We start from the raw sequence: 13309 nt of genomic DNA, 5'->3' as shown, positions 1-13309 counted from the left end.
CTTAGACGCGGCTTCAAGAAACACATTTTTGTGGGGGCCTCACTTGAGGACGCTTTTGACTTCCTCGATTGCGACGTAGGCGCAATCTTCGTCCAAGCCGCCATTCGGCGCGCCCGCAACGCCAAGTGCGCCAATCGTCTCCTCGCCGGCTTTGATAGGAACGCCCCCGGAGACAAAGTAGCCTGAAATATCTGTGAACGCTGCCTCATGCGCGCTGCCGATGAGGTTCTCGACCATCGCGCTTGTGGGGCTGTGCAACGATGCCGAGATGAGTGCCTTCTGCGCAGACGCGTTGATCGTGCGTGGATCGGCTTTCTCATAGCGTATCAGGGCGAGCAGGGCTCCAGATCGATCTGTCACCGCCGCCGACACATTGTAACCGTCTACCGCACACGCCGCGACGGCCATCTCAGCGATTTTGACCGCAAGCCTCGCTCTGAGGCCGGTCTCCTGCTCGGTGTCGTGGGCAAGCACAGAACTGGCGGCAAGCGCGCCTATGGCGGCGGCCAGTATGAAAGTCTTCATGTGAGATCTCTTCAGATATCGGCCGCCGAGCGGCCCGTTGCGGCAAATTACGTCGCCGGAAAAACCAACTGGGTTATCGCGACGACGATGAATTCGCGAAATGCACTACCTACGCAGCCCGCCGGCTCGCCAAGGCGGCGAGCCCGCAGATGCAATGCCTCAGGTCAGGAAGCAGCGAGAGATCAAAGCGACCCGCTATCCGAAGCATTATCGACGAGCGTCTTTCCATCGGCTGCCAATCGAGCATGGAGTTGATCGATTGCGCGCTGGAAGACGGCGGGATCGTCGAGCGCCCGGGAGAGGACGATCGCGCCCTGGATAGAGAGAACGGCGTCTTCCGAGAGGATGCGCGCCCGCTCAGCGTCGCGGCCCTGCCGGACGAGCGCTGCCTGCAGAGCGTCCACCCAGGCGACGAAGTAACCTCGGATGGCTTGGGCGAATAGGTCTCGGGTGTTGGTAACAGCCAAAGCGCCGACGAGACAGACGCGCCTGCCCGACCTGAAGTATTTCGCGGTTTCATCGAGCATCGCCGTGATCGCGGCATCGGCATCGTCTCCGTCTCGCAGGGGAGAATAGACGGAATTTTCAAACCATTGCTCGATTTCGACGAGCACAGCCTGGACCATTTCCTCCTTCCCATTCGGGAAGAAGTGGTAGAGGCTGCCCTTGCCAAGACCGGTGGCCTTGCCGATCAAGGCAAGGCTCGCTCCTTCGTATCCATGCTCGCGAAAAACTTCGGCCAGGGAGGCGACGGCGTCGGATCTTTCAGCGACCATGCGGGCCATGATCAGAGGCCCAGATCACTGAGGCTGGCGTGGTCGTCCGGACGACGGCCGAGCGGCCAATGGAACAAGCGATCGCCTTCAGCAATCGGCATTTCGTTGATGCATGCGTGCCGGTGCGCCATCAAGCCGTCCTCTGCGAATTCCCAGTTCTCGTTACCATAGGCACGGAACCATTGACCATTATCATCGCGATATTCGTAGGCGTAGCGTACAGCGATGCGGTTGCCGGTGAAAGCCCAGAGCTCCTTGATAAGGCGGTATTCATGCTCCTTGTTCCACTTGCGTGTCAGAAATGCCTGGGCTTCTTCGCGGTTGGTGGCGAATTCAACGCGGTTCCGCCAGCGTGTGTCCAGCGTGTAGGCCAAAGCAACCTTGGCGGCGTCACGGCTGTTCCAGCCGTCTTCGGCCAAACGGACCTTTTCGGTAGCAGTTTCGCGGGTGAAAGGGGGGAGAGGAGGACGTGACATGTTGATTTTCCTTTGTAAATCGTCTTTGTGTACTTATTGGTCAACTCTTTACTGATTGGTACAGTAGCTACGGCGATTTTGGGTGTCAACGATTTTTTTGAGGCGTTGCGAATTTTTTCCGACGGACGTTTCTGGTCGCGAACCGACGGCGGCGGCGTTGAAGTGGCCAGACTAGTGCTGGCAAAGCGTGCGGCCGCGCGCTGGTATATTTCGGCAGACCTCATCAGCGCCTGGGCATCCGCCACTCAGAGACCACCAGGCGCGGTGGGCGATGGTTTTGGTGGCAAAGAGTAGACATGGGAAGGTAAATGGCGACTGACCCCGCGTCGCTGCGGATTGTATCCAACCGGATAGCATCGCTCCATGATCCGACGAACCGCATCGCGCTTAAGCGCTTCGATAGTCGCCGATATGGTCATGGTGCTCTTCGAACAGCTAAATTAGGAGAGAAAGCTTCTAAAAATCCAGGTGCTATCCGGATTACTGATCAATGGGCCGAGGGCCCAAACGATGACCCGAGGCCGTGCCGAAGCGTCCAGACCACCACACTGGGAAGCTAAACCCACCCGGTCCGAAGCCCAGGTTCTAAGTACTCATGATAACGCTGCCAGCAAAAGGAGATTTTAGATGGGCGATGTCAGTCCAACGGTAAGCATAACAACCGGCGTAGATCACATCGGGCTAACCGTTATGAACTTGAGCGCTTCCCTCGCTTTCTTCACGAACTGCCTCGGCTGGAGGTTATTCGGCGAAAAGCCCGACTATCCAGCGGCATTCGTTACAGACGGCCACCTCAAAGTGACACTTTGGCAGATCAAAGATCAATCTCACAGCCAAGGTTTCGACCGTCACCAAAATGTCGGGCTTCATCATCTTGCACTGAAAGTGCGGACCCTCGAGGACCTTCATCTGCTCTACGACAAGACCAGAGAGTGGCCCGATGTTCGTATTGAATTTAGTCCAGAAGCTTCTGGCACCGGGCCAAAAATCCACTTCATGATCTACGAACCGGGAGGATGTCGGATGGAGTTTTCGTGGGATCCGCGGTGATCCAGAAATTTCTATGATCGGGTCTCGGCCGATCCGAGAAACCTGGCGACCTAATCTCGGTTGTCAACCAGGCCACGCATCTGGCACCTCGCAAAAGCCACGCGGGCAAGCCGGTGCCGTGCGTGGTCGAACGGCTTGGAAGCGGAAGACGTTGCAGGACTCCCGGCATCACACGTTCGGCGGCCGAACGCCATCGCTACAGTTTTGGGACGTGACCATATGACCAATCAGACCGAAACGAACATTTTCCACCAATTGTTTCATATTGAAGGAGGCTGACGTGCACCGTCAGCCCATCCATCCGGAGCCGGAAAGCGAATTCGCCATAAAAAGCAGCCCTGCGCGCAGTTGTTCGCGATTGATGACGCCGCCGAGGCATACCCGGACATGCTCGTCAGGTGTGCCGAGAACGGTAAATGCGTCCGACGGCATCAAGCCAATATGGCGCCCTGCCATGCGCCCCATCAGTTCCGCCCTGCTCGCCCCCGTTGGCAGCTTCAGCCAAATGTTGAAGGCCTCCGGCTCACCTTTGATGTCCAAGCCCGAAAGAGTATCAACCGCTATCTGGTGACGAACAGCGCTTTCCGCCCGGACAAACCGGCGGATCGCGTCGGCTGTCCCATCCTCGATCCACCGTGTCGCCAGCGCCATGCAAATTGGCGAAGGCATGACGGCGCTGGCTCGCATTGCCTGGGCAAGGGAATAGGCGGCTCTGGAGTTAGGGGAAACTGTATAAGCGAGGCGCAGGCCTGCGCCCAGGCATTTGGCCAGCCCCCCGATATGCCAGGTGAGGTCGGGAGCAAGCGTAGCAAAAGGTACGGGCGCCGTTGCGGGAATGAAGCCGTATGCATCATCCTCTATCAAAGGCAGTCTATGCCGAAGGATATTCGCAGCAAACTTGACATAGCAGGCACGACGCGGGCGCTCTCATTGTCTGCTGGAGCACCAGGAATGCCCGGCGACGATGCCGCAGCAATCCGAGCCATGGACGGCACCTGGGATCTGCTGGCGGGCGAAGGTTTTATGCCGCAGTTCGTGCAAGACGATCCGTGGTTTGCCGGCTGGTGCGGTGTAATGGTGAACCTTTCGGACATCGCAGCGATGGGAGGACGCCCGACCGCACTGCTCGACACCGTGTGGGCTCCGGATACAGCATCCGCCGAGCCCCTGCTTGCCGGCCTTCGCGACGCAGCGATGGCCTACGGCGTGCCGATCGTCGGCGGGCATACCAACCTCCGCAGCAAAGATCTCAATCTTGCCGTTTCCGTCACGGGACGTGCAAAGAGGCTGATTTCCAGCTTTGCGGCCGCCCCTGGAGATGTGCTTATCGCAGCTGTCGATCATCGCGGGCATTACCGGCCGAGCTTCGACAACTGGTGCGCGGCCCTTGATGCACCTCATGAACGACTGCGTAGCGACTACGAGATCCTGCCGGAGCTCGCCGAGGCTGGTCTGGTGGATGCCGGAAAAGACATCAGCCAGGGCGGCATTGTCGGCACCGCGCTTATGTTAGCTGAATCCTCCCGCTGCGGGTTTGACATCGAGCTTGCTGACATTTCGCTTCCGCGGGGTGTTGCAGTCGACCGCTGGCTGCGCACATTTCCGAGTTTTGGCTTCCTCCTTTCAGTTCGGCGGGAACGTGCAAACGAGGTCTGCTCAGTATTTGGTGCTCGGGACATCAGCGCAGCTGCCATCGGTCACGCAACGGACAGCTCCCGGATCGATCTGACGAGCGGTGGCGCCAGGGCAACGTTCTGGGACTACGCGGCAGCCCCCTATATCGCGCTTGCAAAGGAGATATCCCATGCCTGAAGTACGCTTTACAATCCGATGGCCTGATGGGACGGAGGAGAGCTGCTACTCGCCCTCGACCGCCATAACGCACCATCTCGAAGCCGGATGCACCTATCCGCTGACTGAATTTGTCGAACGTGCCCGCACCGGGCTGAACGAGGCATCAGACCGCGTCGCGGCGAAATTCGGCTTCGCCTGCTCATCCGCACTCGACCAACTGGCAAAGATCGAAACGACAGCTGCCGCTCAGCCGGCTGACGCCAAGGTCACCTGCCTCTCGATGTCATGAAAGGGTTTGTTATGATCGACGATACTGTACCGCACGTTCCAGTTCTCATCATCGGAGGCGGCCAGGCTGGTCTTTCTGTCAGTTGGTATCTCATGCAGGAAGGGGTCGAGCATGTCGTTCTTGAGCGCCGTCAACGGTTCGAGAGTTGGCGCAACAATCGCTGGGACAGCTTCTGTCTGGTCACGCCAAACTGGCAGTGCCGGTTGCCAGGCTGGCCCTACAAAGGCACGGATCCGGACGGCTTCATGCTGAAAGAGGAAATCGTCGATTACCTGGACGGTTTTGCCGAAAGCTTCAATCCGCCGCTGCGCGAGGGGGTGGACGTCACGCATGTCTCGCCTCGCGACAGTGGTGGATACTGGATCGAGACTAGCTCTGGCAACTTGACTGCAGACCAGGTTGTGGTTGCCACGGGTGGCTACGACAACCCTATCGTGCCGTCCTACGCGGCAGATCTGGACGCTTCTATCCTACAGATGCACTCGCGCGATTACAGGCGTCCCTCGCAACTACCAGATGGCGGAACCTTGATTGTGGGCACAGGGCAATCTGGCGTGCAGATCATGGACGACTTTCATCTGGAAGGTCGTCCAGTGCACCTGGCAGTAGGGCCCGCTCCGCGCAGCCCGCGCAAATACCGCGGGCGCGACGCGACAGATTGGCTTTACGATGCCGGCACATATGCCGTCACGATCGATACCCATCCCGATCCCATCAAAGCCTTGACCCAGACCAACCATTACATGTCCGGGCGCGACGGCGGCAAGGAGATCGATCTGCGCAAATACGCCCTGGAGGGCGTTCGGCTATACGGATCGGTCGCGGGTGGCTCCGGCACAACGATGATGTTCCTGCCCGACCTCGAGAAGAACCTTGATGATGCTGACCGGAGCTACCTGGGTATACGCAAGCAGATCGATGCCTGGATCGCCACGCACGCAATTAATGCTCCAGAGGAGCCCCCATTTGAAAAGGTCTGGCGTCCCGTTCAAGAAATCACCGAAGTTGATTTGGCGGAGGCGGGCATAAAATCGATCATCTGGGCGATCGGTTTCCGTCCGGATTATTCGTGGCTGAAGGTCGACTGCCTGGATCAGCGAGGCAAGCCGGTGTTCCGTCGCGGTGTAACCGATGCACCTGGTCTGTATTTTATTGGTCTTGGCTGGCTGAACACATGGGGCTCCGGCCGATTTCTTGGCATCGACGAGGACAGCCGGTATCTCGCCGAACAAATAGTAGCACTCCAAAAGAACAGGCTGGCTGCATGAGCACTGTTCAGCTCGCCAGGCACGAGGGGTCGGAGCTAATCGAACGCCACGTGCTAGGAATGGCGGAAATGGGCTACAGCGGCATTTCGGAGCAATGGCTCAAGCGACGCGCCGGTGATTTGCACTGGCGGCTCATCGCGCGCGCCATGGGACAGCGGGATGCTGTTTTCACTTGCTCAGAGGGCGCACCACTTTATGCGGCTTTTTGTGCGACCAGCTTGCAGCTCGTAAGACCTCATCTTCCCCATCTGGGCGGGGAGATGACACTGGCTGCGGATCTCTACCGCGTCGGCCACGGGCGTCTGGCGTCACTTATCCGCGTCACCGCTGGCGGCGATACTGTAGGCCGCATGATTTTGGTCTCGACCTTTGTGGGACGTTCCGAACCGGGGATCAACCGATCTGTCGTCCGGCGGAGCCCGCGAGCGCTAGCGATGCCGCCCGAGGCGCCCCTCGCGGTTCGTCGCGTTGCCGAGATGGCCTCGGCCGCCACGCGAGACATTCGCAACAACCATTTTAAACTCTCCGGGATGTCACAGACACAGATGGTCCTGCCTTGCCCGGCGACAGACTTCAATGCCGCCAGACTTCTTTATTTCCCGAGCTACAGCGCTTTAGCTGACCGGGGATTGTTCCAAGCAGGAGAGACGCATACCGGGATGATCGCCTCACGGAATGTAGTTTATCTGGGTAATGTAGAGCCCGGAGAATGGATGGAGATCAACTTCAAGAAGCTGCCTTCAGGGTATGAAGTCTTCCTGAACGGCCAAGACTGTCGACCTTTGGCGGTGATGCGCGTACGTTTCGACCGTGGGAACGACAGCTCTATAACCGCTTAACAACGCGACGCGGTCGAAAAGAAATGTCGGCTTCAAATGCTGCTACGGCAACTCATGCGATAACGTCTTGCTTAGTCTAGCTCTTGATGAGATTCGCACTTACGACCAATATGTTATAAATTCGGCGAAGTGGTTGGTTAGAAAGAATCTCCCGCCCAATCTTCATGGCCGTGACGTATGCGGATGACGAATACGCTCCCGTCTTCAATGACGCGGTACACGACAAGGTGAGCCTTGAAAGGATGGATCCTGACAGGAGGAGAAATCTCATGGCGTTCGCGTGCCATTCTTGGGTTGGTGGCGATGAGTTCGAGCAAGGCAAAAAGCTCATCGTGATATTGTCTGGCGACTAGTGCTCCGAAGATGCGGATGCCTTCTTCTGCAATGGAAATAATATCCTCTTCCGCTTGGACAGATAGGCTAAATGGCATTAAGCGCGTCCGCGGCTGATGTCAGCTCGAGAAGTGGCTAAAGCAAACAACTCTTCCGTTGAACGGCTCCCAACTCCGCTTCTGATCCCGTCGTCGACAAATCGCTGCATCTCGGCAATCTTGTCCGTACGCGCTTGGTCTCTGCGGATCAGGTCCCGGACATAATCGCTCGCATTCGAGTATCGACCAGTCTTGGCCTGTGCTTCAACCCAATCTTTCATGGGGTCTGGCAGGGATACATTCATCGTCGCCATTCGAGTCTCCTTAATGCCTCAACATACTCGCTGATGGCAAAGTTTGTCAAACTAACGATGAGGTCGCAATTACAGCTCTTGATGGGAACCGAACGCTGCACCCTTAATTCGGCTAAGCTGCTATTTGGCGTATCATTAATCCTCCTCTGGACGCTTCTCAGGCAGCGGTGAGTGGTCCGCCAGTACACGAAATAGTCACACGTCCTCGGGATAGAGACGAGGGAAAAGGGTATCGAGCGCTTGGACTGGAAAGCGCAGCGACACAGGCCCCTTTTCGGTAACTGACGCAAGCAGGCCCTCATCCGTCAGCGCCTTTAGAACGCGCCGCGCCGATCGATCTGGCAGGCCAGTGATACGCGAAGCCTCTCCCCGCTCAAATTCTCCGCGCACAAGGGCTTCCTGAAGTAAGGGCGCGCACTCGTCAGGCAAAGTTTCCTGACGATGGACGTAACGCTTGAGGCGTCCCCCTAGTGTTTTGAGGTCAAACAGGCTGTCCATGTATTCGAGCTGATCGAGACACACGCGCAGAAACCAACTGGTGAACAGTTCCAGTCCCTTGAGCGACAGGTTGCCCCGTTCATCGCGGTCGCCCTGACGTGGCTCGTCTGCCCAAGCCATATGCTGCTTATATTCGGCACGTCCTTCAGGCCCTCCCGCCAAGCCTCGAGCCAAGCCGCGGGAAACTGACCAGAGACCATGAGCTCCCACTCCGGCCGCTTGTGCCATCGCATGACTCATCAAACGGCTAACTCGGCCGTTGCCGTCTGGAAACGGATGGATGTAGTTGAAACGGTGATGCGAGGTCGCCATCGCAAAAAGGCGGGCGCTACGGCTGCTCCCGACTGCCATCATCGCTTCTCCTGGAGCCGGCTGGAAGGCGAACCGCTGATGGAAGTAGGCCATGAAATCGGGCACGCGATCGCTCGCGGGAGGCAAATGTCTGCCGACCTCGACGTCCTGCTCCTCCCCTCGCCGCCATTCGCCGGGCGTCATAACAAAGCTGTGGTGGTTACCGACAATCGTCAGCATCTTTACTGTTGCGCCATCATAAAAGGCGCGGTGAAGATAGCGGATGAATTCTATCGATGCAGGATCAGGCAACATCCCTGCCGCCTCTCGCTCGTCGATCTCCTGCTGAACACGATAGTGGGCGACGGCTTCGATCTTGAGGTCGCGCCGATCGTCCTCGGGCTTAATTCCCTGCAGGGCCTGCTCGATCTCACGTGGCCGGGTGTTGTGGCCTTCGATCAGATTACTATAGTAGGTGTTCATGATCCTGACGGTGCGGGCCAGTTGGGCTGCGGTTTCAGGATGGAGGCCCCGGCCAAGTCGTTCGGCCCTGGCGACAATCTCAAGCGAAAGGTCCAGCAGTTCGCCGCTGGGATGCTCGATACGCGCCGGTTCGATGCGGGTAGATGCTTCTTAGACAGTCATTTTGGCCGATATCCAGTTTCCTTATATCATTTATATATATGGGATTTTTGTCGATTTACCATCACATTTGGCCGATCTTTTGGCCGATGTTGTCGTGAGTACTATAGCCCCGTCATCAAGACATGACCCACCCAATCACCAAAAAGAACTCGGGCAATGACACTCGGTTCCTGGCAAATCTTTGCGAACTTCTGGCCTTTCCACTGCGATGTTCATATTAGTTTACCCGCCTTGATGGGAGCCGAACTGATGACCATGAGATATCAGATAAGAAAAACAAAGCGAATCAGCCTGCATTGATCACTTAGTGTCGGAAACGCATGATTGACCCGGCACTTTCATGCAGGGTCAATCATGATAGGCGGTCAGGGTCAATTTTTATGGGGACAACTCCTCCAGAACCCTACCCTTGGTTTCCACTGCGAACACGGCCGTTACCAGAGCTCCAACGACTAATATGACTGCGAATGCGCCGAAAACATACTGAATACCCATCGATGACATCACCCAGCCAACCGCAATCGGCCCCGCTGACGACCCAAGGCGTAGCCAAGCGCTGCCTGTCCCGGTGCCAATGGCACGCAGACGGGTCGGGTAAATTTCTGCCGAATAGAGGTAGAGCGAAAACGTCACCGTCTGTAGGATGGCATAGGCCAGTCCGGCAAGGATAAGAACCTGCGTTGCCGATGTGGCCCCCAACCAGGCGAGAACGACGAGCGGAATGGGTGCGAGCAGCAGCGCTCCCACATACCAACGCTTGCGTCCAACCTTATCGATGAGCAGTGCGCAGATAATCGCTGCGATCACACCGCCGACTGACGTCATGAAGCCGTAAAATATACTGGTTTCGAGCGGCAGGTTAAAGGTTTGCCGATACAGGGTCGGGAGCCATGTGATCGTGCCATTGGCGACCATATAGGCACAGAACCACATAGCCCAGATAGACAGCGTGCGCTTGAGATAGATGCCCTGGAACAGTTCACGCCAGTCGGATTTGCGGTGCAAGGGAGCCGCTACGATCTTTGGTTCAGGCAACTCGTGACCAGACGAGCGTGCGCTGTTTTCAAATTTGGTCACGATTCTGTCGGCTTCCTCATAGCGCCCGTTGGCAACCAGCCAGCGGGGGGATTCGTGCAGGAACCAACGCAGCGGGATCATCAGGAGCGCAGGAACAAGGCCGACCACAAACATGGCTTTCCAGCCATAAACTGGCACCATAAAGTATCCGATCAATCCCGCACCAACGAGGCCGAGTAAAAACATCACTTCGTACAGAAGAAAGAAACGACCGCGCCCTTTGGAGCCAATCAGTTCATTGATGTAGGCGCTGGCCACAGGAACTTCACCACCCGTTCCAATTCCCTGAACAAATCGAAAAGCCATCATCATTCCAGCGCCGGCTGCGAAGAGGCAAGCGATGTCCATGCTGACGAAAAGCAGGATCGTAAACAGCAGGACCTTGAGACGTCCAATCTTTTCCGCCAACCAGCCGAAGCACACCGCTCCGATGAGTTGTCCCAGATAACCCATAGACAGGATCATGCCGGTCTGGCCGGGCGTGAGATTCCATTCACGGACCAGAACCGGCATGGCATAGGCGATTGCGATGACCGTATAACCATCGAAAAATGTTGCAGCACCAACGATGTTACGAGCCCAGAAAACTTCGCGGGTTACCGGAAGGCGTTCAAGGCGTGCACTGATTTCAGCTTGCGGATCGACGAGCGGCGTAGACGCCGTCAACCTTTGTTCCATGTTCATGATTTCCTCCCTTTGCCTAGCCCACTCCCGGCCTGGCGTCGAACCTGACGGATTGATCGTCTCAGCTTCCGGAATCGTCCGCGGCGATAGTCGGAAGGCATCGCTCATATCGGTGAGGCATGCACGTCGTTACGAACGTGCGATTGCGGCACGTCACCCCCGATGTGCAGCAATATCCCCTCCCCCTTGTTTCAACAGCCCCCGCCTTTCAGGCAGGGGCTGTTGTTATTATTCTGCCGCCATCAGTTGGTCGACACGGCCGATACCAGCAGCGTCGAAGGCGGCGAAGATTTCAGCTTCAGCCTTTTCGCCAAGATTCTTGAGCGGCTCGCGGATGGTTGCATGGTCCAGCACGCCACGGTGAACGAGACCAAGTTTCAGTGCAACGGTACCCTCCATGTGAGAGCCTCTGTGATACACGGCGCGCGTGACGGGAAGCAAACGTTCGAATATCTTTCGGGCTTCTGGGTAGTTCTGTGCCTTACCAGCATTGATCAGGTCGATCAGCAGTTCCGGTGCGATATTGCCGTAGCCGACGAGCAAACCATCGACATCGAACATGGTCGGCAACAACCACTCGTCATGGCAACTCAAGACCTGAAGTTTCGGATTGGCCTTTTTCAGTTCCGGGATTTCAACGTACCAGCGCTTCATATTGCGCACGCCGTTCTTGGTTGCGACGACCCCTTCCTGGGTCGCGATCGCAAGCTGGGTATCAAGATCATAGGAGGCTTTGGTCACATCAGGATATTGGAACAGAATGCATTGCAGACCGGATTCCTCCCAGATCGCCTTGTAACGATCTTGCGGTGCGCCTTTTTGAAAACCAAAGCGAAGCCAGCCATGGTTTGGATAGACGAGCGCGCCTGTCGCGCCGGCAGCCTTGCACTTCTTTGCCTCTTGTGCGGCAACCCTCGTTCCTTCACCGGTGATGCCGGCAATGATCGGGATGCGACCATCGACAGCGTCGACATATGTGTGGATGAGCTTGAGACGCTCTTCTTCCGTTAGGAATGTGCCTTCACCGGCGTGGCCGAGAATAACCAGGCTCTTCACGCCATCCATTCCGGCAAGCCATTTGGCAATGCGGGCATTAGCGGCGTAATCGACCTCGCCGTCACGAGTAAATGCAGTGACCGGCGCCGGGCTCAGGCCTCTCATGTCCATTGCTTGCATGGGATATCTCCTCCTCAGATAGCCACTGTCCGCCTCGCGACCAGTGGTGGGATCGTTAATGGGAACGTTCCCACTATCGAGCTGGATTTTACTGGAGTCAATAGTTTTTTTGATGCATGTTCACCCTTAGCGAATGTGAGGGTACCGTGGCGCGGAAAACAGAAATGAAATCAGAGGTCAAAGAGACGGGTCGCCAAACGCGCATAACTATCCACGATGTTGCGTCTGCTGCGGGCGTGTCAAAGTCGACGGTGTCGCGCATTTTAGATGAACGTTTGCCTCAGTCCGACAACGCCACATCGCGGCGAGTGCGCAAAGTCGCAGAGGATATGGGCTACATGCGCGACGTCTCGGCAGCGAGCCTCAGGCGCGGCAATACCATGACGGTTGGTGTGATCGTGCCTCGGTTGACGGATACTGTTATGGCGATGCTGTATGAAGCACTGGCCAAGGCGTGCAGCAAAACGGGACGCTTCGCCATTGTCGCTACGACCGACGACAAGCCTAAAGCTGACAGGCTTGCGGCAGAGTCTCTTCTCAAAAGAGGCGTGGACGGATTGATCTTGTCGACAGCCCGCGAGGACGACGATTTCCCAGAGGTACTCACAGCTCGAGGGATACCTTTTGTTTTAGCTCTCCGCAGTGATGGTCGAAGCCTTTCCTCGGTCGGTGACGATCGATTGGGTGGATATCTCGCAACACGACATCTGCTGGATCTGGGGCATCGACGCATCGGTGTAATCGCCGGACCGTCCTATGCTTCCAGCTCACTTGGACGTGTCGAAGGTTATCGCCAGGCTCTTGAAGAGGCAGGGATCGCTGTCCGCCTGGATTACATCATCCCCTCGACGTTCGGTATCGATGCTGGCGCGGATGCAGCACAGCAGCTTATGCGCCTAGATGATCGTCCTACGGCAATCTTCGCCGTGAACGACAACACCGCAATCGGGGCCTTGTCCGGTCTGTCGCGTATGGGGCTGTCTGTGCCTGACGATATTTCCGTTGTCGGATACAACGACATTCCCATCGTCAGCCACCTTCCAACACCACTAACGACGTTGCGTGTACCTTTTGATCAGATTGCTTCGAATGCTCTGGATCTTCTGGCGAGCGGAACAATTTCAAGCGAAGATCGAATCCGCATCTCCGCTCCAACGCTCATTCCCAGAAAGAGCTCGACCAAACCTTCTTCTTGAACGGATCCGAACCAGCAACCCTATCGATTTTGGTGGGCTA

16 protein-coding genes are annotated in these 13309 nt (G+C 56.8%); 7 read left to right on the top strand and 9 right to left on the bottom strand.

Features of this window, described 5'->3' with window-relative positions; genetic code table 11:
- Positions 1-39: 39 nt before the first annotated feature.
- The 3 genes from RBH71_RS03040 to RBH71_RS03030 form a co-directional block, all read right to left on the bottom strand.
- Positions 40-525 (bottom strand): GlcG/HbpS family heme-binding protein, encoded by a 486-nt coding sequence (locus RBH71_RS03040; RefSeq protein ID WP_035201059.1) that lies wholly within the window; start codon positions 523-525, stop codon positions 40-42.
- A 182-nt stretch (positions 526-707) separates the two neighbouring features.
- Positions 708-1310 (bottom strand): TetR/AcrR family transcriptional regulator, encoded by a 603-nt coding sequence (locus RBH71_RS03035; protein WP_112361291.1) that lies wholly within the window; start codon positions 1308-1310, stop codon positions 708-710.
- A 2-nt stretch (positions 1311-1312) separates the two neighbouring features.
- Positions 1313-1777 (bottom strand): DUF1348 family protein, encoded by a 465-nt coding sequence (locus RBH71_RS03030; RefSeq protein ID WP_112361290.1) that lies wholly within the window; start codon positions 1775-1777, stop codon positions 1313-1315.
- 36 nt (positions 1778-1813) lie between these two features.
- On the opposite strand from RBH71_RS03030, the gene RBH71_RS03025 reads away from it, so the two are divergent.
- Both RBH71_RS03025 and RBH71_RS03020 read left to right on the top strand, forming a co-directional pair.
- Positions 1814-2071, top strand: coding sequence for a hypothetical protein (locus RBH71_RS03025; protein ID WP_323687061.1), 258 nt, complete (start codon positions 1814-1816; stop codon positions 2069-2071).
- Between the two features lie 333 nt (positions 2072-2404).
- Positions 2405-2827, top strand: a complete 423-nt coding sequence (locus RBH71_RS03020) for a VOC family protein (RefSeq protein ID WP_035201064.1) — start codon at positions 2405-2407, stop codon at positions 2825-2827.
- A 288-nt stretch (positions 2828-3115) separates the two neighbouring features.
- Here the strand turns inward: RBH71_RS03020 and RBH71_RS03015 are convergent, their stop codons facing one another.
- On the bottom strand, positions 3116-3691 hold the full coding sequence (locus tag RBH71_RS03015; RefSeq protein WP_323687060.1) for a hypothetical protein: 576 nt from the start codon (positions 3689-3691) through the stop codon (positions 3116-3118).
- 9 nt (positions 3692-3700) lie between these two features.
- Between RBH71_RS03015 and RBH71_RS03010 the strand changes: the two genes are divergently transcribed.
- Genes RBH71_RS03010 through RBH71_RS02995 form a run of 4 tightly spaced genes read left to right on the top strand, consistent with a single transcriptional unit; the run spans position 3701 to position 7017 of the window.
- Entirely contained in the window at positions 3701-4639 is a 939-nt protein-coding gene (locus RBH71_RS03010) for a sll0787 family AIR synthase-like protein (RefSeq protein WP_323689872.1), read from the top strand.
- Positions 4632-4910 carry an MSMEG_0570 family nitrogen starvation response protein gene (locus RBH71_RS03005; RefSeq protein ID WP_013637307.1) on the top strand — a complete coding sequence of 93 codons (279 nt, stop codon included), beginning with the start codon at positions 4632-4634 and terminating at the stop codon, positions 4908-4910. The genes RBH71_RS03010 and RBH71_RS03005 overlap by 8 nt, the downstream gene beginning before the upstream one ends.
- An 11-nt stretch (positions 4911-4921) precedes the next feature.
- Positions 4922-6178 (top strand): MSMEG_0569 family flavin-dependent oxidoreductase, encoded by a 1257-nt coding sequence (locus tag RBH71_RS03000; RefSeq protein ID WP_112361288.1) that lies wholly within the window; start codon positions 4922-4924, stop codon positions 6176-6178.
- Positions 6175-7017, top strand: a complete 843-nt coding sequence (locus tag RBH71_RS02995; protein ID WP_323687058.1) for a Pnap_2097 family protein — start codon at positions 6175-6177, stop codon at positions 7015-7017. Before RBH71_RS03000 ends, RBH71_RS02995 begins: the two co-directional genes overlap by 4 nt.
- A 137-nt stretch (positions 7018-7154) precedes the next feature.
- Here the strand turns inward: RBH71_RS02995 and RBH71_RS02990 are convergent, their stop codons facing one another.
- From RBH71_RS02990 to RBH71_RS02970, 5 genes are all read right to left on the bottom strand, one after another.
- A complete protein-coding gene (locus RBH71_RS02990) occupies positions 7155-7448 on the bottom strand; it encodes a type II toxin-antitoxin system RelE/ParE family toxin (protein WP_080670353.1) in 294 nt (97 codons plus the stop codon).
- Positions 7448-7702: a type II toxin-antitoxin system ParD family antitoxin gene (locus RBH71_RS02985; RefSeq protein ID WP_013637268.1), complete on the bottom strand. Its 255-nt coding sequence runs from the start codon at positions 7700-7702 to the stop codon at positions 7448-7450. The genes RBH71_RS02990 and RBH71_RS02985 overlap by 1 nt, the downstream gene beginning before the upstream one ends.
- A 195-nt stretch (positions 7703-7897) precedes the next feature.
- The gene (locus tag RBH71_RS02980) at positions 7898-8974 is read right to left on the bottom strand and encodes a Fic family protein (RefSeq protein WP_323687057.1); all 1077 of its coding nucleotides are present in this window, start codon (positions 8972-8974) and stop codon (positions 7898-7900) included.
- A gap of 540 nt (positions 8975-9514) precedes the next feature.
- Complete coding sequence (locus RBH71_RS02975) at positions 9515-10897, bottom strand: MFS transporter (protein WP_111799467.1); 1383 nt, start codon at positions 10895-10897, stop codon at positions 9515-9517.
- A gap of 228 nt (positions 10898-11125) precedes the next feature.
- A complete protein-coding gene (locus RBH71_RS02970; protein WP_003519114.1) occupies positions 11126-12073 on the bottom strand; it encodes a dihydrodipicolinate synthase family protein in 948 nt (315 codons plus the stop codon).
- A 164-nt stretch (positions 12074-12237) separates the two neighbouring features.
- Between RBH71_RS02970 and RBH71_RS02965 the strand changes: the two genes are divergently transcribed.
- Positions 12238-13269, top strand: coding sequence for a LacI family DNA-binding transcriptional regulator (locus RBH71_RS02965; protein WP_111799466.1), 1032 nt, complete (start codon positions 12238-12240; stop codon positions 13267-13269).
- Positions 13270-13309 lie beyond the last annotated feature (40 nt).

Origin of the sequence: Rhizobium sp. AN68, from assembly GCF_030758035.1 — a bacterium.
GTDB lineage: Bacteria > Pseudomonadota > Alphaproteobacteria > Rhizobiales > Rhizobiaceae > Agrobacterium > Agrobacterium tumefaciens.
Note: the sequence above shows the minus strand (reverse complement) of the source record. Positions and strands in the feature narration are given on the sequence as shown.